This is a genomic window from Pseudomonas brassicae, from assembly GCF_010671725.1.
In the GTDB taxonomy this organism is placed as follows: Bacteria; Pseudomonadota; Gammaproteobacteria; order Pseudomonadales; family Pseudomonadaceae; genus Aquipseudomonas; species Aquipseudomonas brassicae.
The window spans coordinates 1-21148 of the sequence record NZ_JAAHBU010000077.1; the positions used below are offsets into that span (position 1 = coordinate 1).

At 63.2% G+C, this 21148-nt stretch carries 18 protein-coding genes and 4 pseudogenes; 11 read left to right on the forward strand and 11 right to left on the reverse strand.

Annotated elements, in window-relative coordinates; translation table 11 throughout:
- On the reverse strand, positions 1 to 952 hold a 952-nt coding region (locus G3436_RS06580; RefSeq protein WP_163942668.1), incomplete at its 3' end, for a GAF domain-containing protein.
- A 263-nt stretch (positions 953 to 1215) separates the two neighbouring features.
- Between G3436_RS06580 and exaC the strand changes: the two genes are divergently transcribed.
- From exaC to G3436_RS06625, 9 genes and pseudogenes are all read left to right on the forward strand, one after another.
- Positions 1216 to 2736: an acetaldehyde dehydrogenase ExaC gene (gene exaC / locus G3436_RS06585; RefSeq protein ID WP_163942671.1), complete on the forward strand. Its 1521-nt coding sequence runs from the start codon at positions 1216 to 1218 to the stop codon at positions 2734 to 2736.
- A gap of 110 nt (positions 2737 to 2846) precedes the next feature.
- Complete coding sequence (eat, locus tag G3436_RS06590; RefSeq protein WP_163942673.1) at positions 2847 to 4295, forward strand: ethanolamine permease; 1449 nt, start codon at positions 2847 to 2849, stop codon at positions 4293 to 4295.
- A 45-nt stretch (positions 4296 to 4340) separates the two neighbouring features.
- Positions 4341 to 5734, forward strand: a pseudogene (locus G3436_RS06595) (ethanolamine ammonia-lyase subunit EutB).
- A gap of 12 nt (positions 5735 to 5746) precedes the next feature.
- Positions 5747 to 6574, forward strand: coding sequence for an ethanolamine ammonia-lyase subunit EutC (gene eutC / locus G3436_RS06600; RefSeq protein WP_163942676.1), 828 nt, complete (start codon positions 5747 to 5749; stop codon positions 6572 to 6574).
- A gap of 108 nt (positions 6575 to 6682) precedes the next feature.
- The gene (locus G3436_RS06605) at positions 6683 to 7141 is read left to right on the forward strand and encodes a GNAT family N-acetyltransferase (protein WP_163942678.1); all 459 of its coding nucleotides are present in this window, start codon (positions 6683 to 6685) and stop codon (positions 7139 to 7141) included.
- Positions 7142 to 7356: 215 nt separating this feature from the next.
- Positions 7357 to 8007, forward strand: a complete 651-nt coding sequence (locus G3436_RS06610) for a DedA family protein (RefSeq protein WP_163942680.1) — start codon at positions 7357 to 7359, stop codon at positions 8005 to 8007.
- A 9-nt stretch (positions 8008 to 8016) separates the two neighbouring features.
- Positions 8017 to 8832 carry a M90 family metallopeptidase gene (locus tag G3436_RS06615; RefSeq protein ID WP_163942683.1) on the forward strand — a complete coding sequence of 272 codons (816 nt, stop codon included), beginning with the start codon at positions 8017 to 8019 and terminating at the stop codon, positions 8830 to 8832.
- A gap of 92 nt (positions 8833 to 8924) precedes the next feature.
- Positions 8925 to 9452 (forward strand): inorganic diphosphatase, encoded by a 528-nt coding sequence (gene ppa / locus G3436_RS06620; protein WP_163942685.1) that lies wholly within the window; start codon positions 8925 to 8927, stop codon positions 9450 to 9452.
- A gap of 210 nt (positions 9453 to 9662) precedes the next feature.
- Positions 9663 to 10373, forward strand: a complete 711-nt coding sequence (locus tag G3436_RS06625) for a LexA family transcriptional regulator (RefSeq protein WP_163942688.1) — start codon at positions 9663 to 9665, stop codon at positions 10371 to 10373.
- A gap of 275 nt (positions 10374 to 10648) precedes the next feature.
- Here G3436_RS06625 and G3436_RS06630 read toward each other — a convergent pair whose 3' ends face one another.
- The 3 genes from G3436_RS06630 to G3436_RS06640 form a co-directional block, all read right to left on the reverse strand.
- On the reverse strand, positions 10649 to 11518 hold the full coding sequence (locus tag G3436_RS06630; RefSeq protein WP_163942690.1) for an AarF/UbiB family protein: 870 nt from the start codon (positions 11516 to 11518) through the stop codon (positions 10649 to 10651).
- Positions 11519 to 11605: 87 nt separating this feature from the next.
- Complete coding sequence (locus G3436_RS06635; protein WP_163942693.1) at positions 11606 to 12388, reverse strand: hypothetical protein; 783 nt, start codon at positions 12386 to 12388, stop codon at positions 11606 to 11608.
- Between the two features lie 64 nt (positions 12389 to 12452).
- Positions 12453 to 13004, reverse strand: a complete 552-nt coding sequence (locus G3436_RS06640; RefSeq protein WP_163942696.1) for an NADAR domain-containing protein — start codon at positions 13002 to 13004, stop codon at positions 12453 to 12455.
- A gap of 168 nt (positions 13005 to 13172) precedes the next feature.
- Here G3436_RS06640 and G3436_RS06645 point away from each other — a divergent pair.
- Positions 13173 to 13703 (forward strand): annotated as a pseudogene (locus G3436_RS06645) (PAS domain-containing protein); the annotation flags it as partial.
- A gap of 40 nt (positions 13704 to 13743) precedes the next feature.
- On the opposite strand, the gene G3436_RS06650 reads toward G3436_RS06645, so the two are convergent.
- The 3 genes and pseudogenes from G3436_RS06650 to G3436_RS06660 form a co-directional block, all read right to left on the reverse strand.
- Entirely contained in the window at positions 13744 to 14715 is a 972-nt protein-coding gene (locus G3436_RS06650; RefSeq protein ID WP_163942702.1) for a sensor domain-containing diguanylate cyclase, read from the reverse strand.
- Between the two features lie 3 nt (positions 14716 to 14718).
- Positions 14719 to 15706 (reverse strand): annotated as a pseudogene (locus G3436_RS06655) (response regulator).
- Between the two features lie 140 nt (positions 15707 to 15846).
- Complete coding sequence (locus G3436_RS06660) at positions 15847 to 16731, reverse strand: LysR family transcriptional regulator (protein WP_163942704.1); 885 nt, start codon at positions 16729 to 16731, stop codon at positions 15847 to 15849.
- Positions 16732 to 16828: 97 nt separating this feature from the next.
- Between G3436_RS06660 and G3436_RS06665 the strand changes: the two are divergent.
- Positions 16829 to 17733 (forward strand): annotated as a pseudogene (locus G3436_RS06665) (DMT family transporter).
- Here the strand turns inward: G3436_RS06665 and G3436_RS27390 are convergent.
- From G3436_RS27390 to G3436_RS06685, 4 genes are read right to left on the reverse strand one after another with little or no spacing between them, the layout of a single operon-like run.
- Positions 17663 to 18733 carry a hypothetical protein gene (locus tag G3436_RS27390; RefSeq protein WP_163942706.1) on the reverse strand — a complete coding sequence of 357 codons (1071 nt, stop codon included), beginning with the start codon at positions 18731 to 18733 and terminating at the stop codon, positions 17663 to 17665. The pseudogene G3436_RS06665 and the gene G3436_RS27390 sit on opposite strands and share 71 nt — an antisense overlap.
- Positions 18734 to 18736: 3 nt before the next feature.
- Positions 18737 to 19048, reverse strand: coding sequence for a hypothetical protein (locus G3436_RS06675; protein WP_163942709.1), 312 nt, complete (start codon positions 19046 to 19048; stop codon positions 18737 to 18739).
- A gap of 28 nt (positions 19049 to 19076) precedes the next feature.
- Positions 19077 to 19874 (reverse strand): nucleotidyltransferase domain-containing protein, encoded by a 798-nt coding sequence (locus G3436_RS06680; protein ID WP_163942711.1) that lies wholly within the window; start codon positions 19872 to 19874, stop codon positions 19077 to 19079.
- Positions 19875 to 19927: 53 nt separating this feature from the next.
- Entirely contained in the window at positions 19928 to 21133 is a 1206-nt protein-coding gene (locus G3436_RS06685) for an RtcB family protein (protein ID WP_163942714.1), read from the reverse strand.
- Between the last annotated feature and the right edge of the window lie 15 nt (positions 21134 to 21148).

Sequence of the window (21148 nt, forward strand, 5' to 3'; positions counted from 1 at the left end):
CCGGCTGCGCCAGCGCGCGTGCCTGGCCGCGCAGGCTGGCAAACAGTACGCGGCCGTCACGGGTACGCAGCGGCCAACTCGCGCTGGCCGACGCGGTAGCGCGGCCGAGCAGTTCATCCAGCGCGCAGTCGAAGAGCATGTCCACCGGTTGGCCGAGCAGACCGCCACGCACCGAGCCCAGCAGGTTCAGTGCGCTCTGGTTGAGCGCGCAGATACGCCCCTCGCCATCGAACGCCAGCAGGCCTTCACTGAACAGCCCCACCGACTCGGCCTGCAGGTGAAAGCGCAGCAACCAGTGGTGCTCGAAATAACGCAGGAAATAGCAACTCTCGATCATCTTGGCCGAGAGATTGACCAGCGCCATGGTGTGAAACTGGCTCTGGCGCGACATGTCAGGACGCGCCGAGGACACATCGAGCACCGCCAGCAGCTCGCCATGCGGGTCGAACACCGGGCTCGCCGAGCAGGTCAGACCGGTGTGCCGGCCGCGAAAGTGTTCGTCCTGGTGGATAGTCAGCGCCTGGCGCTCCACCAGGCAGGTACCGATGCCGTTGGTACCTTCGCAGGCCTCGCTCCAGTCCGCCCCCAGCCACAGCCCGGCACGCTCGAAGATGCGCCGTTCGGTGGGCGCGGTGACGCAATTGAGGATGACCCCGCGGGCATCGGTGAGCAGCACCGCATGGCCGGCGCCGGACAGTTGCTGGTGCAGGCTGTTCATTTCGTTGCCGGCGATGTGCAGCACCTGCTGCAGGCGCTCGCGGCTTTCCAGCACGCGGCCATGTTCGAGCACCGTGGGGGCGACGCTGTGCGCCGGGTCGAGGTGGTAGTCCTCCAGGCAACGCAGCCACGAGCGGGCGATCGACGGGTCGCTGCCCGGGCCCTGCAGGCGCGCCTTGCCCTGGGTGACGGTGAGCACTTGCCGGGCGTGCCGGCTGAGGTGATTGCTCTGCACTTTTTATTGTTCTCCGCACACGAGAGGCCCAGCATCCTCCTGCCGCCCGCGCTTTGCAATGGGGCCCCGGGCGCTACGTCACAGGTTGTACCGAAAGCGGTACACACTGTCATCCAGGCTGTACCAGAATCGCCACAAGCGCCGCCGAAACGCCACACACAGGCACGTCAAGCCATTGATTTCATTAGACCTGCAGGCAATGGCCCGTGCCTTGCACTACGCTTCATATCCTCCCTACAAGCACAAGACCCAGGAGACACACCATGCGTTACGCACACCCCGGTACCGACGGCGCGATCGTTTCCTTCAAGAGCCGCTACGGTAACTACATCAACGGTGAATTCGTGCCGCCGGTCAAAGGCGAATACTTCACCAACACTTCGCCAGTCAACGGCCAGCCGATTGCCGAGTTCCCCCGCTCCGGCGCCGAAGACATCGACAAGGCCCTGGACGCCGCGCATGCGGCCGCCGATGCCTGGGGCACCACCTCGGTGCAGGCACGCTCGCTGATCCTGCTGAAGATCGCCGACCGCATCGAGCAGAACCTCGAGCTGCTGGCCATCACCGAAACCTGGGACAACGGCAAGGCCGTGCGCGAAACCCTCAACGCCGACATCCCGCTGGCCGCCGACCACTTCCGCTACTTCGCCGGCTGCCTGCGCGCCCAGGAAGGCAGCGCCGCCGAGATCGACGGCAACACCGTGGCCTATCACATCCACGAACCGCTGGGCGTGGTCGGGCAGATCATCCCGTGGAACTTCCCGATCCTGATGGCCGCGTGGAAGCTTGCCCCGGCCCTGGCCGCCGGCAACTGCGTGGTACTCAAGCCCGCCGAACAGACCCCGCTGGGCATCACCGTACTGCTGGAAGTGATCGGCGATTTGCTGCCACCAGGCGTGCTCAACGTGGTGCAAGGCTACGGCCGCGAAGCCGGTGAAGCCCTGGCCACCAGCAAACGCATCGCCAAGATCGCCTTTACCGGCTCGACCCCGGTCGGTTCGCACATCATGAAGTGCGCCGCCGAGAACATCATCCCGAGCACTGTGGAGCTGGGCGGCAAGTCGCCGAACATCTTCTTCGAAGACATCATGCAGGCCGAGCAGAGCTTCATCGAAAAAGCCGCCGAAGGCCTGGTGCTGGCGTTCTTCAACCAGGGCGAAGTGTGCACCTGCCCATCGCGGGCGCTGGTGCAGGAGTCCATCTACCCGGCGTTCATGCAGGAGGTGATGAAGAAGATCAAGCAGATCAAGCGCGGCGACCCGCTGGACACCGACACCATGGTCGGCGCCCAGGCGTCCGAGCAGCAGTTCGACAAGATCCTCTCGTACCTGGAGATTGCCGAGCAGGAAGGCGCCGAGCTGCTGACCGGCGGCAAGGTGGAAAAACTCGAAGGCAACCTGTCGACCGGCTATTACATACAGCCGACCCTGCTCAAAGGCACCAACAAGATGCGCGTGTTCCAGGAGGAGATCTTTGGCCCGGTGGTCAGCGTCACCACCTTCAAGGACGAAGCCGAAGCCCTGGCGATTGCCAACGACACCGAGTTCGGCCTGGGTGCCGGCGTGTGGACCCGCGACATCAACCGTGCCTACCGCATGGGCCGCGGGATCAAGGCTGGGCGCGTATGGACCAACTGCTACCACCTGTACCCGGCGCACGCCGCGTTCGGTGGCTACAAGAAGTCCGGCGTAGGCCGTGAAACCCACAAGATGATGCTCGACCACTACCAGCAGACCAAGAACCTGCTGGTGAGCTACGACGTCAATCCGCTGGGCTTCTTCTAAGCTCGAACACCAGCGCGTTCCCGGCCGGGAACCGCTCTGGCTCGCTTCCTGCTAGACCATCACCACAGGCCGGCATCCGCCGGTGACTAGAAAAAGAACAGGTGAATCCTATGCCAAGCGATCATTCCGGCAACGCGCCGGCAGGCAACTCCGTTGATTTCGAAAAGGTCGGCTCCGAGTACTTCCAGCAACGCGAACTGAAAAAGGGCGCGGCCGGCTGGGTGCTGCTGGTGGGCCTGGGCGTTGCGTACGTGATTTCCGGTGACTACGCCGGCTGGAACTTCGGCCTGGCCCAGGGCGGCTGGGGCGGCATGTTCCTGGCCACATTGCTGATGGCCACGATGTACCTGTGCATGTGCTTCTCGCTGGCCGAACTGTCCTCGATGATCCCCACTGCTGGCGGTGGCTACGGCTTCGCGCGCAGCGCGTTCGGGCCCTGGGGCGGGTTTCTGACCGGTACCGCGATCCTCATCGAGTACGCCATCGCGCCCGCCGCGATCGCGGTGTTCATCGGCGCCTACTGCGAGTCGCTGTTCGGCATTGGCGGCTGGGTGATCTACCTGGCGTTCTACATCATCTTCATCGGCATCCACATTTTCGGCGTGGGCGAAGCGCTCAAGCTGATGTTCATCATCACGGCGGTGGCGGCGATTGCCCTGGCGGTGTTCCTGATCGCGATGGTGCCCCATTTCGATGCCAACAACCTGTTCGACATCGCCAAGACCGATGCGGTGGGCGCCAGCAGCTTCCTGCCGTTTGGCTATGTCGGCGTGTGGGCGGCGATCCCCTATGCAATCTGGTTCTTCCTCGCGGTCGAAGGCGTACCGCTGGCCGCTGAAGAAACCAAGAACCCCAAGCGCGACCTGCCGCGTGGCCTGATCGGCGCAATGCTGGTACTGCTGGCCTTCGCGCTGCTGATTCTGGTGGTGGGCCCGGGCGGTGCGGGTGCCGAAGCGCTGAAAAGCTCGGGCAACCCGCTGGTCGAAGCGCTGGCCAAGGCCTATGGCGGCTCGACCTGGATGGGCGGCTTCGTCAACCTGGTCGGCCTGGCAGGCCTGATCGCCAGCTTCTTCTCGATCATCTACGCCTATTCGCGGCAGATCTTCGCCTTGTCGCGCGCCGGCTACCTGCCGCGCAAGCTCTCGCAGACCAACAAGAGCAAGGCCCCGGTACTGGCGCTGATCATCCCGGGCATCATCGGTTTCGGGCTGTCGCTGACCGGCCAGGGTGACCTGCTGATCCTGGTGGCGGTATTCGGCGCTACGCTGTCTTATGTGCTGATGATGGCCGCGCACATCACCTTGCGCATCAAACGCCCCAAAATGGAGCGTCCGTACCGTACGCCGGGCGGTATCTTCACCTCGGGCGTGGCCCTGGTGCTGGCGTGCCTCGCGGTGGTGGCAGGCTTTCTGGTCGACCCGCGGGTGGTGGTGGGGGCGGCGATCATCTATGGCGTGCTGATCGCCTACTTCGCCTTCTACAGTCGCCATCACCTGGTGGCCGGTACCCCGGAAGAAGAGTTTGCCGCGATCCAGAAGGCCGAAGAAGCCTTGCACTGACCGCCCCGCGCCGCAGGCCAGGCCTGCGCGCCCTGGAGATTGCACATGAGCAGTTTTGTACACACGGTGGGCCTCCAGACCTACCGTTTCGACAGCCTCAAAGAGGTGATGGCCAAGGCCAGCCCGGCGCGCTCGGGGGATTTTCTCGCAGGCGTTGCCGCCAGCAACGATGCCGAGCGGGTGGCCGCGCAGATGGCGCTGGCAGATATCCCGCTCAGCCACTTTCTGAGCGAAGCACTTATCCCCTACGAAGACGATGAAGTCACCCGGCTGATCATCGATACGCACGACAGACAGGCCTTCGCCCCGGTCAGCCACCTGACGTCGGCGGCTTTCGCGACTGGCTGCTGAGCGAGCAGGCCGACGAGCACAGCCTGCGCGCCCTGGCCCCCGGCCTGACGCCGGAAATGGCCGCGGCGGTGTCCAAGGTCATGCGCGTGCAGGACCTGGTGCTGGTGGCGCAGAAGATCCGCGTGGTCACCCGTTTTCGCGGCACCCTGGGCCTGCGCGGGCGCCTGTCGACCCGCCTGCAACCCAACCACCCCACCGACGAACCGGCCGGTATCGCCGCGAGCATTCTCGACGGCCTGCTGTACGGCAACGGCGATGCGATGATCGGCATCAACCCGGCCACCGACAGCCTCTCGTCGATCTGCGCCCTGCTCGAAATGCTCGACGCAATCATCCAGCGCTACGACATCCCCACCCAGGCCTGCGTGCTTACCCACGTCACCACCTCGATCGAGGCGATCAACCGTGGCGTACCGCTGGACCTGGTGTTCCAGTCGATTGCCGGCACCGAGGCGGCCAACGCCAGCTTCGGCATCAACCTCAACCTGCTGCAGGAGGGCTACGATGCGGGCCTGAGCCTCAACCGCGGCACCCTCGGGCAGAACCTGATGTACTTCGAGACCGGCCAGGGCAGCGCACTGTCGGCCAACGCCCACCATGGCGTCGACCAGCAGACCTGCGAAACCCGCGCCTACGCCGTGGCCCGTCATTTCAAGCCGTTCCTGGTCAATACCGTGGTCGGCTTCATAGGCCCGGAGTACCTCTACAACGGCAAGCAGATCATCCGCGCCGGCCTCGAAGACCACTTCTGCGGCAAGCTGCTGGGGGTGCCGATGGGCTGCGACATCTGCTACACCAACCATGCCGAAGCCGACCAGGACGACATGGACACCCTGCTGACCTTGCTCGGGGTGGCCGGGATCAACTTCATCATGGGCATCCCCGGCTCCGACGACATCATGCTCAACTACCAGACCACCTCGTTCCACGATGCGCTGTATGCGCGCCAGACCCTGGGGCTCAAGCCCGCGCCGGAGTTCGAGGGCTGGCTGGCGCGCATGGGCATCTTCACCCAGGCCGATGGCCGGGTGCGTTTCGGCGATAACCTGCCGCCGGCCTTTCGCCAGGCCCTGGCGCAACTGCGATAAGCGAGCCACACCATGGACAAGCAACCGACGCAGCATGACAACAGCGACAATCCCTGGCTCGACCTGCGCCGCCTGACCCCGGCGCGCATCGCCCTGGGGCGCACCGGCACCAGCCTGCCGACCCGTGCGCAACTGGACTTCCAGTCGGCCCATGCGCAGGCCCGCGACGCGGTGCACCTGGCCTTCGACCCTGCAGGCCTGCGTGAGCAACTGAGCGAGCGCGGGCGCGACAGCCTGTTGCTTCACAGCGCCGCCAGCGACCGCCACAGCTACCTGCAGCGCCCCGACCTGGGGCGGCGCCTGCACGAGGACTCGGCGCAGCAGTTGCGCGAGCATGCACAGGCCAACCCGGGCGGCGTGGACCTGGCCATTGTCGTCGCCGATGGCCTCTCGGCGCTGGCCGTGCACCGGCATACCCTGCCCTTCCTGAACCGCCTGGAACAACACATCGGCACCGAAGGCTGGTCCACCGCACCGGTGCTGCTGGTGGAGCAAGGGCGCGTGGCCATCGCCGACGAGATCGGCGAACTGCTGGGCGCACGCATGACCGTGATCCTGATTGGCGAACGCCCGGGGCTGAGCTCACCCGACAGCCTGGGGCTGTACTTCACCTACAACCCCAAGGTCGGCCTGACCGACGCGTACCGCAACTGCATTTCCAACATACGCCTCGAGGGCCTGAGCTACGGCATGGCCGCGCACCGCCTGCTGTACCTGATGCGCGAAGCCTGCCGCCGCCAGCTGTCGGGGGTCCATCTAAAGGACGAGGCACAGGTGCAGACGCTGGAATCGGACGCAGACACCCCTAAAAGCGGAAACTTCCTACTCAGCAATGACTGAGCACTGGCTATTTTTTAGCGGATTGCGCTTTTTACGCGCTTTAGGCAGCATCTGGGGTGACGGCTGCCCGAGATTCGCCGCCACTCCCATGGACCCCGAGGCCTGCTTATGCGAATCATCAAAGCAACCCTTGAGCATCTGGACTTGCTCGCTCCGCTGTTCGTCAAATACCGTGAATTCTATGGGCAACTGCCCTACCCGGATTCCTCGCGCTCGTTTCTGGAGAAACGCCTGGAACGTGGCGAGTCGATCATCTACCTGGCCTTGCCGGACGACGATGACGGCAAGTTGATGGGGTTTTGCCAGCTCTATCCCAGTTTTTCCTCGCTGTCGCTCAAGCGTGTGTGGATCCTCAACGATATCTACGTGGCCGAAGACTCGCGGCGCATGCTGGTGGCCGACCACCTGATGCGCGAGGCAAAACGCCTGGCCAAGGACACCAATGCCGTGCGGCTACGGGTGTCGACCAGCGCCGACAATGAAGTGGCGATGCGCACCTACGAGTCGATCGGGTTCCGAGAAGACACCGAGTTCAAGAGCTACATCCTGCCGATCAATTCCGACTGACGGCCCTGCCGGCGAAGGGCTGCACGGCAGCCCGATTCGCACGCCTCCAGACATCCGCAGCTACAAACTGCTCAGGCATAATCATGCAGTGCCCGTATAATGCTGCCCTTCAATTTGTGTGAAATTTTACCCCAGCCCCGGGTAGCGGCTGCACGCATTCGCACTGCCAGTCCTCGCATGCCCGCCCACGCGGGTCTTGAACACAGGTGCCGTACATGGATTTCAACCCGCTGGACCTCATTCTGCATCTCGACACCTATCTCGATTTGCTGGTCAACAATTACGGTCCGTGGATCTACGCCATTCTGTTCCTGGTGATTTTCTGCGAGACGGGCCTGGTGGTGATGCCGTTCCTGCCGGGTGACTCGCTGCTGTTCATCGCTGGTGCCGTGGCGGCCGGTGGCGGCATGGACCCGGTCCTGCTGTGCGGGCTGCTGATGGCTGCGGCGATCCTGGGCGACAGCACCAACTACGTGGTGGGGCGAACGGCCGGCGAACGCCTGTTCCGCGACCCCAACTCGAAAATCTTCCGTCGCGACTACCTCAAGCAGACCCACGACTTCTACGAACGCCATGGTGGCAAGACCGTGACCCTGGCGCGTTTCCTGCCGATCCTGCGCACCTTCGCGCCGTTCGTCGCGGGCCTGGCGAAAATGGCCTACCCACGCTTTCTGGGCTTCAGCGTCGCGGGCACCATCCTGTGGGTGTGCGGCCTGGTGACCCTGGGCTACTTCTTCGGCAACGTGCCGTTCATCAAGTCCAACCTGTCGCTGATGATCGTGGCGATCATCGTGTTGTCGCTGGTACCGATGATCATCGGCCTGGTGCGCAGCCGTATGGGCCGCAGCCAGGCCAAGGCCCACTAAGGCGTCGACATGTGGAGCCTGAGCGCCTGGCGCCGCCGTCGCACCCTTGCCCGCTACCCCATCGAGCCACCGCTGTGGCAACGGGTGCGCCAGGGGTTGCCGATGCTCGACGGCATCAGCGATGCCGAAGACCAGTGGCTGCGTGAGGCCTGCATCCTGTTCCTGCAGCACAAGCACCTCACCGCCCTGCCCGGTGTCGAGCCCGATGCCGAGCAGCGTCTGCACCTCGCGGCCCAGGCACAACTGCCGCTGCTGCACCTGGGCGAGCTGAACTGGTACCAGGGGTTTCACGAGATCGTGCTGTACCCCGACGACTTCGTCAGCCCGCAGCGCCATCGCGATGCCAGCGGCGTGGAGCACGAATGGGACGGCGAACACAGTGGCGAAGCCTGGCAGCAGGGCCCGGTGATCCTGGCCTGGCCGGGGGTGCTGTCCAGTGGTGGCTGGGAGGGTTACAACCTGGTGATCCACGAACTGGCGCACAAGCTCGACATGCTCAACGGCGACGCCAACGGCCTGCCCCCGTTGCACGACAGCATGCGCGTGGCCGATTGGGCGCAGGCGATGCAGCAGGCGTTTGACGACCTCAATCACCAGCTCGACCGCAACCCCGATGCCGAAACGGCCATCGACCCGTACGCGGCAGAAAACCCGGCCGAATTCTTTGCCGTGACCAGCGAATACTTCTTCAGTGCCCCCGACCTGCTGATGCAGGCCTACCCTGCGGTGTATGCGCAACTGAGCGCGTTTTACCGCCAGGATCCGCTGGCACGCCTGCAACGGCTGCAACGTAGCCATCCGCACTACCAACACGCGACTAATTGAGCAGAGCCGGGCAGCTGGCCGGGCGTGGCAAGCGTTACAGAATGTGCCTATAATCGCGACCAATTTTTGGCCAAACATGGGGGCAATGCCCAATGAGCTACAGCAAGATTCCGGCTGGCAAAGACCTGCCGAACGACATCTACGTCGCCATCGAGATTCCAGCCAACCACGCGCCGATCAAGTACGAGATCGACAAGGACAGCGACTGCCTGTTCGTGGACCGCTTCATGGCCACCCCGATGTTCTACCCGGCCAACTACGGCTTCATCCCCAACACCCTGGCGGACGACGGTGATCCGCTGGACGTGCTGGTGGTGACCCCATACCCGGTTGCGCCAGGTTCGGTGATACGTGCACGTCCGGTCGGCATCCTGCACATGACCGACGACGGCGGCGGCGACGCCAAGGTCATCGCGGTACCGCACGACAAGCTGTCGCAGCTGTACGTCGACGTCAAAGAGTACACCGACCTGCCAGCGCTGCTGCTGGAGCAGATCAAGCACTTCTTCGAGAACTACAAGGATCTGGAGAAAGGCAAGTGGGTCAAGATCGAAGGCTGGGGTGACGCTGAAGCGGCCCGTGCCGAGATCACCAAGTCGGTTGCCGCCTACAAAGGCTAAACACTGCGCTTGAAGAAAAGCCCCGCGATGCGGGGCTTTTTTTGCCCGCAACAAACACAACCCGCAGCCCCCTCCAGCCCCCTCGGCAAAGGGCCTGAAGTCTCCTACAGGGCCAGCGGAGTGACCTGTAATCCTTCCCTCGCACACACAGAAACACTTCAACCCAATGTTTATATAAACCCTTCATTCCCCTCACTAAACTTGCTCACCATGAATACATCTGGTGATCGTTTGAAAGCGCTCCTGCGCGAGTGCAACCTGACTGCTTCCGACTTTGCAGCCCAGCGCGGTGTGACGCCGCAGCATGTGAACAACTGGTTTCAGCGGGGCGTGCCGATGGCGCGGCTGGATGAACTGGCCGAGCTGCTGTGCGTGCGTGCGCGCTGGCTGCGTACCGGCGAGGGTCCCAAGCACCACAACCCGCTGCCGCGTATCAGCCGCAGCCGTGGCGACGTGGCATTGCAGGCGCCCGACCCCAGCGTATTTGCGGCCCATGGCGAGCAGGACGTGCTGCTGCCGTTCTACCGGGCTCAGCCGTTGCCGTTCGCGGCCATCCCTGATCGCCACCTGCGCCTGCCACGCAGCGCCCTGGATCGGCTGGGGGTGGATGCAGCGCAGGCATTCTGCCTGTGCATGCCGGACTACAACATGAACCCGATGCTGCAGTACGGTGCGACGCTGGCGGTCGACCGCAGCCTGACCCGCGTGATGGACGGCGAGGTGTATGCCTTGCTGCACAATGGTCGCCTGCGCGTGCACACCCTGGGCGAGCGTCCGAATGGCGCATTGCGCCTGCACAGCCATGACAGCGATGAGTACCCGAGCGAAACCTACAGCCAGTCGCAACTCAAGAGCCAGAACCTGGAGGTACTGGGCTGGGTGTTCTGGTGGGCGCACCTGCGCGAGGAGCGTCCGCGCTGAGCGGCAGCCGGGCATTTTTTGCTGGGCATTGCGATCCATTCCCAGTATGCTGTGCGGCACATTTAGCCCCGGATGCAGCCTGCACCCCGTGGGCGTGGCGAGGCACCACACGGCCTTCGCCACTCCCGGCCCCAGCGCCGGACAACGATTTGAAGGCGGTTGCGGCTTACCAAAAGTCAGCCAAGACTGTCCCCGAGAAGCCGGCCACAAGCCGGCTTTTTAATGTCCGCAATCCTGAGCGGCGGGCATTCACCTGAATCACCCGCCGCAGCCCCTCAGCGATGCGTCTGCGGCGCCGACTTGAACGCGGCCTGGGCCTTGGCATCGGTAAAGATGCTGTAGCGCGTGGTGCGCGACACCTTCTTGCTGACAAAACGCTCGAAAATCGGCTCGAACACCGCACGGTTCACGCCCGGCTGTTCGGCAACCAGATAACTGGCGCAGTACGCCCGGTAATCGCCCAGCGCAACATAGCGCTGGATCCAGTAGAAATAGAAATAGCCCATCAGAAACCCCAGGCTGAAGTCGCGATCAATCACCGAATGTGCACAGCATTCGAAATCGATCAGGCGCAAGTGCCCCTGCGGCGCAATCAGGATGTTTTTCGGATGAGGGTCCATGTGGACGAAACCATCGTCCAGCATCTGCGAGAACAACCGAAACACCTCGGGCAGCAGTACCGACGCATCGGACGGCTGCGCCTTCAGGCGGTCATCGACACTGCAGTGCTCGTCGAAGAACCCCACCAGCAAATACTCTTCCAGCAGAAACGGAAAACGCGACCTGTGGCCAAATGCAGCCACACGGGGCACCGCCGCCGACTTCGCGGATACGCGCGCGAGGTTGATGAACTCGTTGGTGAGGTCATGCAGACCAAACGTCTGCTTCATGCCCAGGTAGTTCTGCAGCTGCTTTTTCCAGTGCACAAGCCGGTTGTGCTTGAGCACCCACTTGCGCTCGCCCTCCAACAGGAAAACCCCTCGGGTCTCTTCAGGCACGTCCAGGGTCTTATGCGCGTGCGGGTCAGCCATGAAACGCTGCACCAGCGCAGAAAGCTCATCCTGATGTTGCGGATCGAAGTGGAACGTCACGCCCTCGATATGCTGGGTGGATAGGGGTTGGGTCAAGTTTCTGAGGTGACGCATTACTGCTCCTGCTGCAGGTCTCCCTGCCTTTGATTATCTGGCGACAAGACGTTGAGCACGATCCTGCAGCCGTCACTGAGTCACAGACTATTGGCACAGCCCTTTGCTTCGCATGTCTTCATGCATGGCGTGCGCCTGCTGCGCTGGCAGTTGCCCGAACACCTTGCCCATACGCTCGCACGCCGGTACGGCCGGCGCCTTTGCCACGCTCAGATCGATGTAGCCATTGAGCAATACAGCAGCCACTGCGATGAAAAACGTCAACGCCAGCGGGATTCGCAGCCGCGAAAAGTCAAAACGGCGACGCGGCGCTCGCCAGCGACGCTCGGGGTCAAAAGGCTCACCAGGTTCAACCTCACTGCCAAACGCAATCAGGCACGACGACAGGCGAGCAGCACCATACTGCTGCTCAGCCTTTAGCCAGGTACCTGCAGGGACCATGAGCAACTGCCATGTGTCGCCAATGCCTCCTTCGTAGAAGACACGAAACACATAATGGTCCTTCATGAAGTCCTGCAACGTCTGCATGTCGGCACTGAACGTCTCGTAATGCAGACCCGGACAATGAAAAACGACCTCGCGACCATCGAAGCGAACCACGGCCGTTTCATAATCGTCGTCGAACTCGACCTGCAGAATCTCGGGCCCCATCCGCTCGACCAGGCTCTCCAGCAGAGAGAAAATGCCCTCTTGGCCCTCAAGCAATATTTCGAAAACTGCCTGGAAAACGCTCAGATAGTCGTCATTGACGCCATAGCCACTGAGTTCTTCCGGGTAGTTGGCCAACAGCGCAGCTTGCGCGGCGCGCACCTTGGCGCTGCGGGGATGCTCGAACAACGCGTCGAACTGCTCCGAACTCGGGGCTTTCATACTTCACTCCATGTGCGAATCAGAATTGCAGTACTGCGGACCTGCCAGCAGCCGTCCAGCATGCTCAACCAGAGCACGCCTCACGCACCTGCATCAAGGCAAACCCCAACAAGTTCAGCCCCCTCCACCGATCCGGACGGCTGGCCCTTTCGTCATCCTGCGCCAAGCCGATCCCCCATACCCGGTCTACCGGGCTGGCCTCGACAATCACCCGCTCGCCCGTTGCGCGCAAAAACGCGCCCAGCTCGGCATTCTGCGCAAACTTGGCCTGGTTGGCCCTGAGCACGATCGCAAACCGCTGCTGCGCCCAGCGCGCCTCGTCAAACCCGCGCACCTGGCGCCCCAGCGCCTTGGCCGCGTTCGGGCCACGCGCGTCAATGATCCGCGCCCGCGTCTGCTGGTCGCCAAACAGCGCGGCCTTCTCGGCCATCATGTAATGCTCTGCCGACACGTAGCGCTGCCCGTCCACGTCGAACGGCGCGGTGTACCACTGGCTGAAACAGGCGGCCGTCAGCCCCTTCTTGCCGACCTGATGCCCCCAGAAAAACACGTACTTGAACTTTTCGCCGGCCTTGTACCGGCATGCCAGATCTTCAACAAATTGTGAGTCGTTCACACACGCTTCCCTCTTCAAACCGGCAGTCGCACTGCGGCCCGTTTCACAGGCCTCGAATACTACCGTGTCGATCAGCCCGCGTCCGACCTCTGTGCATCACGACTGGTACCTCTGATGTAGGCACTGGCTGTAATACCTGTCACGTTCTGCTGGTAAAAACTCAACCCAATGTTTGTGTGCATTCCTTACTCGCGTCCCTACACCGCCAACCAGAACTTCCTCGACACCCTGCACTATGCCCTCGACGACATCATCGGCCGGCATCACAACCTGTTCTGCCTGCCCAGCGAAACCCAGTCGCCGGCCTACACGGCGTTCTGGGCCTCGCTCAATCGGGGCGAGTACCATTCACGCCGCTTCGAGCGGGTCGATCGGCACGGCCGCACGGTCTACCTCGAAGCCTCGTACAACCCCATCTTCGATGCCAACGGCCGCCTCTGCAAAGTGGTCAAGTTCGCCAGCGATATCAGTGCCCAGGTCACCGCCATGCGCAGCGCCGCCGACTCGGCACACGCCACGTCGGTGCAGAACGACGCCTGTGCCCGTGAAGGCTCGCAGGTGGTGCAGCAGGCCGTGCAGATCATCGAAACCATCTCTGCCGAACTCAACGAGGGCGCGCTCAATATCAATGCAGTGAGCGAGCAATCGGATGTGATTGCAAGCATCGTGCAGACCATTCGCAGCATCGCCGACCAGACCACGACGCCATCGGCCAGTTCAATGCGACCCTGCAACTGAGCTAGGCGTTGTCCAGCGCGTGCTCGTGCAGCGTCACCCGATTGCGTCCGGCGTGCTTGGACGCATACAGCGCCTGGTCGGCCCAGGCGATCAGCTCGGCATGCGTGCTCGAAGGCCGACTCATGTCGGCCACGCCCAGGCTGATGGTGAAGCGGATGCGCTGCCCTTCATGCACCACGTCCAGGCCTTCGGCGGCCTGACGCAAGCGCTCGGCAAATACCTGCGCACCCGCCCTGTCGGTGTCCGGCAGCAACACGCCAAACTCCTCGCCGCCATATCGCCCCGCCACATCACTGTCACGTACCTGTTCGCGCACCAGCCTGGCGACCTGCTTGATGACCTCGTCACCGGCCTGGTGACCATAGGTGTCATTGACCCGTTTGAAGTGGTCGATGTCTAACATCACCAGGCTGGTGGGGTTGCCATAACGCAGGTTGCGCGCATGTGCCAGCTTCAGGCTTTGCTCCCAATGCCCGCGGTTGTAGAGCCCGGTCAGGCAATCGGTGCTGGAAAGCCGCTGCAGTTGCGCATTGGCAGCCTGCAACTGGTGGCGGTTGGTGGCAACGTCGGTCACGTCATAGATCACCAGGCAGATGTGGTGAATCTCGCTGTCGGTGGAGCGCAGCGGCAACCAGGTGGTGTTCTGGTACATGAAGTCGGCCTGGCCGGTGATGGGCTGGTAGTTCTTGAACCGCACCAGGTAAGGCCGCTGCTCCCAGATGGTGAACGCCGGCGTGCCGAGCGTCGCCACGCTGTCGACCTTGTGGCTGAACCACTCGCGGTCGATGTCGGGGAACAGGCTGAAAAAGCATTGATTGTAGGCGTCACGGGGCTGCACCCCGGAGCGGTTCTCCATGAAGGTGTTCCACACCTGCACGCGGTTGTCACGATCGAGCACCACCACGCCCACGTCGATGCTCTGCACGATGCTCAGCAGCCAGTGAAACTCCTTCAGGTCGATCGGGTCGCGCATGGCTCAATTCATCAGGTAAGCGAGTTTATGGGTCAAGCGCTCGATGGAGTCTTCGGTAAACAACAGCAGCAGATCGAAACGAATATCGTGCCCTTCCAGGCTGTAGCTGATCTCCACCGCCAGGGTTTTCTTCCAGCGCTGCCCGTTCACCTTGATCAGTTCGTCGATGGTGCCGTGCTGACCGAGGATCTGCGGGTGCCCCTGGGAAAACACCACGTCGATCTGGTTGGCGATGCTGCTCAAGCAGGCACCGATCAGCACGCTGGAAAAATCCAGCAGCATTTCCATGTCCGAATACTCGATGCTCTGGTGACGTATCAGTTTCGCCATGTCGGCGATTTCCGAGTCGTGGAACATCAGCAGTGCTTCACCCGAGATACCACTGCCGATAAAGCCCTGGCAGATGGCGGTGAGGCGCTGGCTACGGCTGGCATCGGCCAGGGCCATGTGCAGTTCGCCGACCTCGAACAGGTTGACGCTGGGCACCGGCAATTGCACGAACACGCCCAACACCTTGGCGATCAGGGCAGCAGCCTGGCCAATGGCGACGTTGACCGTCTCACTGAACACCTCACGAAAACCGATGACCGCGTCAGCCCCCGCCGTGCGACGCTGGCGCCACGTCGGGCCCATCGAGCAAGCCCACCTGGCGCAGCAACTGGCGCAGTTCGAGCTGGTCGAACGGCTTCTTCAGGAACGCCAGCGCCCCCAGGGCGCGCACCCGGCGCACCGCCTCTTCCTGCACGTCCCCCGAGATCACGATGACCTGTGCATCCAGCCCCTCGTCACGCAGGGCACCCAGCACCTGGTAGCCGTCCATCAACGGCATGGTCAGGTCGAGCAGCACCACCTGGCCAAGTCCTTGGCGTATCGCCTGCATGGCCTGAAGACCATCGCCGGCTTCGGTGACAGACACCGGCCAGTCGTCGGGCAGCGCGCGCAGCACCTGCTTGCGCGCCACCGTGGAGTCATCACATACCAGCAAGGACATCGTTGACACAGATCGGCGCTCGCCCTGTTGAATACCATTAGAAACAGTAATGGCATCATGCCACGCAGTTGGTGGAATAACCATGTAACAAATGTAGAAAAGCCCACCGCCGCGGCCGCCGAAGACTGACTGTGCGACCCTCAGGCCGGGGGCGCAACGGGTTCGGCCAGGCCGTCGCGCAGCATCTGCACAAAGGCCTCGCGCGCCGGGTGGCGCCCTGCCCCCTCATGCCAATAGAACAGGTTGCTGATGGCCGTCAGCTCGGCAAATTCATGGCCGACCCAGCCGGCCCCGTGGCGGTACTGCTCGTAGATGCCACGCGGTACCAGTGCCACCCCGGTCCCGGCACTCACGCAACTGACGATCGCGCCATAACTGGCGACGCTGACGATCGGCAGCTTCTGCCCGTGTTGCTGCAGCCAGTGTTCCAGTGCCGCCCGGTACGGGCAGCCCTCGGGCCACATGAACAGTGCCTTGCCCACCAGGTCCTCGGCGCTGCGCAGCGGCCCGAGCGAGGGCGCACCGATCAGCACCAGGTCTTCCTTGTACATCAGGGTGCGCATGAGCTGAGGACGCTCCACATCCACGGCCACGATCGCACCGTCGAGCCGGTGATTGAGCACGTCATCGAGCATGCGCGACCAGGTGCCGGTGGTCAGCTCCAGGGTCACCTGGGGAAAGCGCGCGTGGTACTGCGCCAGAAACCGCGGCAAGCGCCCGCTGGCCGACGACTCGATAGCACCGATGCGCAAGCGCCCGGAGGGCGTTGCCGCGGGGCTGAGCGCCTGCCTGGAGGCGTCGGCCAGGGCCAGCATCTGCGTGGCATAGGGCAGGAAGGTCTGGCCCGCCGCACTGATGGTCAGCCCACGCCCCTGGCGATGGAACAGCGGCACGCCCAGCTCGGCCTCCAGCGCCTTGATTCGCGCCGTGATGTTCGATGGCACGTAGTGCAACACCTCGGCAGCACGGGCAATGCTGCCGGTGTCGTGGACGGTCTTGAACATGCGAACCTGCATCAGCTCCATACATCACCCAAAGTGAACGATAGGCTCAGTATAAGTCGATTGTGGTGAGCAGTCGTGCTTCCGATACTGAGCGCCTACCCCTTTGGAAACCCACGCCATGACACGCCCGACGTCCTTCAGGATCGCCTGCGCGATCGGTTTCGTGCTGCTGTGCTGGGCCTACTCGCCTACCGGTATCCGCCTGGGCCTGCAGGGCTACGCACCGACTCACCTGGCGCTGGCGCGATTTGTCGTGGCGTCGGTGTTTCTGCTAAGCGTCGCGCTGGTGCGGCGCATCGCCCTGCCCCGGCCCAGGGACCTGCCAATGCTGCTGTTGCTCGGCCTGTTCGCGGTCAGCCTGCACCACATTGCAATCAACTATGGCCAACGCGGCGTGAGTGCCGGGGCCTCCAGCGTGCTGGCGCAATCCACCCCGCTGTTCAGCCTGCTGATCGCGCACTTCGTGCTCAAGCAGACCGCCAGCGCGTGGCATTGGGGTTGCCTGCTGCTGGGCATGGCGGGCGCGCGATCGTGGTGGCCGGTGATCGCGGACTCGGTCACATGGATGCGCACGGCCTGCTGATTCTGCTGGCGGCGCTGTCATGGAGCATCTACTTCACCCTGCAGAAACATCACGGCCATCGCTACGACCCGCTGACCATGACCTGCTATACCGTGTGGTCGGGCACCGCCTTGCTGCTGGTGTACCTGCCGGGGCTGGCCGACGCGGTGCGCCAGGCGCCGCTGCAGGCCAACACCGCCGTGCTGGTCCTGGGGATCTTTCCCAGCGCCCTGGCGTACCTGGCCTGGGCCTGGGTGCTGCGCCATTGCGAGGTCACGCGGGTAAGCATGGCGCAGTACCTGATACCGGCGCTGGCGATGCTGATCGCTGCCGTGCTGCTCGGCGAACAGCCTTCGCCCTGGGTGATCCTCGGCGCGCTGGTGGTGATGCTCAGCGTACTGGCGCTGACCCGGGAGCCTTGTCGATCGAGGGTGGCGCCGGCTCGCCAAACTTCACCTTGAAGTAGTCGAGCAGGGTCTTGCCGCTACGCAGCGTGCGTTGCACCTCCTCGCTCTGGGCAAGCAGTTCTGCACTGGGCCTGGCGTGCTGCTCAAGCAGCAATGGCCTGGACCATTGCTTGACCTCGCGGGGTATGCCCGCCCTGGGCCGGTTGTTGGCCCAGGCGGACAGATGACACGGCAAGGTCCAGCCCCCCATGGCCTGCACCAGCACGAAGCCTGGCCAGTACAGCCAGGGGAAATTTTCGCGGTAACCCAGGCGCGCCATGTGAAAGAACGCAACCGTGCCTTCCTCGAACTCTTCGTCAGGTGGCGACGGCAGGCTTGCCGGGCCCTGCTCCATGTACACCCGAATGGCTTCCCACTCGGCAATCGCCGCGCCCAGGTGGCCACTGGGCACGTTGATCCACAGCACATTGCCGGTATCGGCTTCGCGCAGACAGAACATCAGCTTGAACGCCGGCAACACCGCGTATTCGGTGACGGTGCGCCCGGCACTGACACACGCGATCACCGACTCCCACGGCACGAAGATCGGGGCCGCGCCACGGGTGGGCACGAACGCCACCTCGCGGCGCTGGCGGTTGAAGCGTATCGGTGGGTAGATCGACACCTCGCGCACCAACCGCCAGAACATCACCGCATACAGCAACGCCAGGCAGCCAATGAAGCTCCACATGAACCCGTTGCCCATGAAGTCGGTGAAGGTTCCCCAGAACGGGTACACATGGCGGCGCGCCCACGCGCCGAGCAGGGCGGCGAGCATGAAGGTGGTGACCACGCCCATCACCGCGGCGATGCCGCAGCGCGCCATGAACTCGAAATTGCCCTGGCCGACGGCGAAGTCCAGGTACACCGCGTTGGATTCGCGGTGCAGGTTGCGGCTGCTGTAGGGCTGCATGCCGGTGGGGATCGGCAGGGGCGAAAGGTAGAGGATCTCGGTGCCGCCTTCGCGCTCGAAGTCGCCTGCGTGGGGCAGGCGTTCGTACTTGCTATCGGGCATGGGCTACTCCTCGTCCAGTGTCAGTGGGCGGGCCATGTTTTTTATCCATCCCCACAGGATGTAGACAATCGGCCAGACACAGACCCCAGCGAGCAGCAGCAGGCCAACCGCATTGTTGCGCAGTGTGCGCGGGTTGCATTCGAGCGGGCCGCTGTTGCCCTTGCCCATGCGTACGCAGCCGTGCTCCGGGTAGGCCATGGCGTAGGCACCCCACGCAAACAAACCGGCCAACAGGGCAAACAGCACCATCACACCGACATCCGCACCACGCTCCCCCAGGCGTTCCCAACGCTGCGCCAAACGCAGGTTCAACATGCTGCAACCTCCCTGTGCATACCGGCTCCTATGAAAAACGGCGCACAGTATCGCGCAAGTAAGCATCCAGCAGGTGGACATCACCCTTGGGCCGCGGTAACGCCGGGGCATTTGCCGCACGTGCAAGCTCAGCCTCGATAAAGGCGTGCAGCAGCACGCGGCGCGGGCCGTAGTCGGCTTCGCAGGCATCGCGCTTGAGGCGCAGCAGCTCATCGAGTTCGGCCAGCAGCAGCGGGTCGTCCAGCGTCGCGTCCACCAGTGTGGCGAACGCTGTCGGCGGCATGCCACGGCCCTGCTCGATCCAGCGCACCGCCAGCAAGGGCCGCAGCACGTAGAGGTACTTTTTGAAGCGCACCGCTTCACCCTGCAGGTAGCCACGAAAGTTCTTCTGGGCCATCGACAGGTAATGGTGGAAGGCGGCCTGTGCCGAATAGAACTGCCTGGCCAGCCCACGCAGGTTGTCGCGTACGCCCGGTTCGGCGCGGTACACCAGCGGCGAGTCGAGCCATTCGAGCAGCGTCGGGTTGGCATTGCGCAGCAGGCGCAGGGCCTTGCGCAGTTCCCAGCCACTGATGTCGAGTTCATCGCTCAGCGGGCGCTCGATCACATCACGTGGTTCGTCGATGCGCAGGTACCAGTCCTGGCGCTGCACGTAGATAAAGCGCACGTCGAAGTCGCTGTCGGTGGAGGCAAAGCCCCAGGCGCGGCTGCCGGATTCGCAGGCATACAGTACGGTGACATCGTGTTCGCGCTCGATGCGTTGCAGTTCATCGAGCACCCATTCGCGCATGGCGGTGGGCAGGGGGTGACGGTCTTCCATGTTCATGTTCGACTCCTCGTTTCATCTACAGACCGCGTCGCTTGACCCGCGAAGAGGCCTCAGCCTTTCACACACACTACCTGACGCAACGTGTGCACCACTTCAACCAGCTCGCGCTGCGCCGCCATCACCGCATCGATGTCCTTGTAGGCCATCGGGATCTCGTCGATCACATCCTTGTCCTTGCGGCATTCCACATGCACGGTGGCACGTGCCTGGTCCTCGACGGTGAAGGCCTGCCTGGCCCGCGCACGGCTCATGATCCGCCCGGCACCATGGCTGCACGAGCAGAACGAGTCTTCGTTGCCGAGCCCGCGCACGATGAAGCTCTTGGCCCCCATCGATCCCGGAATGATCCCCAACTGCCCCTTCTGCGCCGATACCGCGCCTTTGCGCGTCACCAGGATCTCCTGACCAAAGTGCTGTTCTTTCTGCACGTAGTTGTGGTGGCAGTTGACCGCCTCGAGGCTGGCATCGAACGGTTTGCCAATGACATGGCGCGCCGCCTCGATCACCGCGTGCATCATCAGCGCACGGTTCTGCCTGGCAAAATCCTGGGCCCACTGCACCGCCTCGACGTAGTCGTCGAAATGCCGGCTGCCTTCCTCGAAATATGCCAGTTCCTTGTCTGGCAAGTTGGCGATGTGCTGGCGCATATCCGCCTTGGCCAGTTCGATAAACAGGTTGCCAATGGCATTGCCCACCCCGCGCGAGCCGCTGTGCAGCATGAACCACACCCGATCGGCTTCATCCAGGCACACTTCGATGAAATGGTTGCCGCCACCCAGGGTACCGAGGTGCTGGCGGTTGTTGGTTTTCTCCAGTTGCGGGTACTTGTCGGTGATGGCCTTGAAGCGCCCGGCCAATGTACTCCAGGCCTGGTCGGCCACCGAAGGCACATGGTTCCACGCCCCCTGGTCACGCCGACCGAACGTCTTGCCATGCGGCACCGCTTTCTCTATCGCGCTGCGCAGCCCGAACAGGTTGTCGGGCAGGTCGGCCGCCGTGAGCGAGGTGCAGGCAGCGATCATGCCACAACCGATATCCACGCCGACCGCCGCCGGCACGATGGCGCCCAGGGTCGGGATCACGCTGCCGATGGTCGAGCCCTTGCCCAGGTGCACGTCCGGCATCACGGCCAGGTGCTTGAAGATGAACGGCAGGCGTGCGGTGTTCATCAGTTGCTGGCGGGCGCCCTCGTCCACCGGCACGCCCTGGGTCCAGAGCTTGATCGGTTTGCCGTTGGCCACTTCGAGGATGTTCATGTCGTTGCTCTCTGT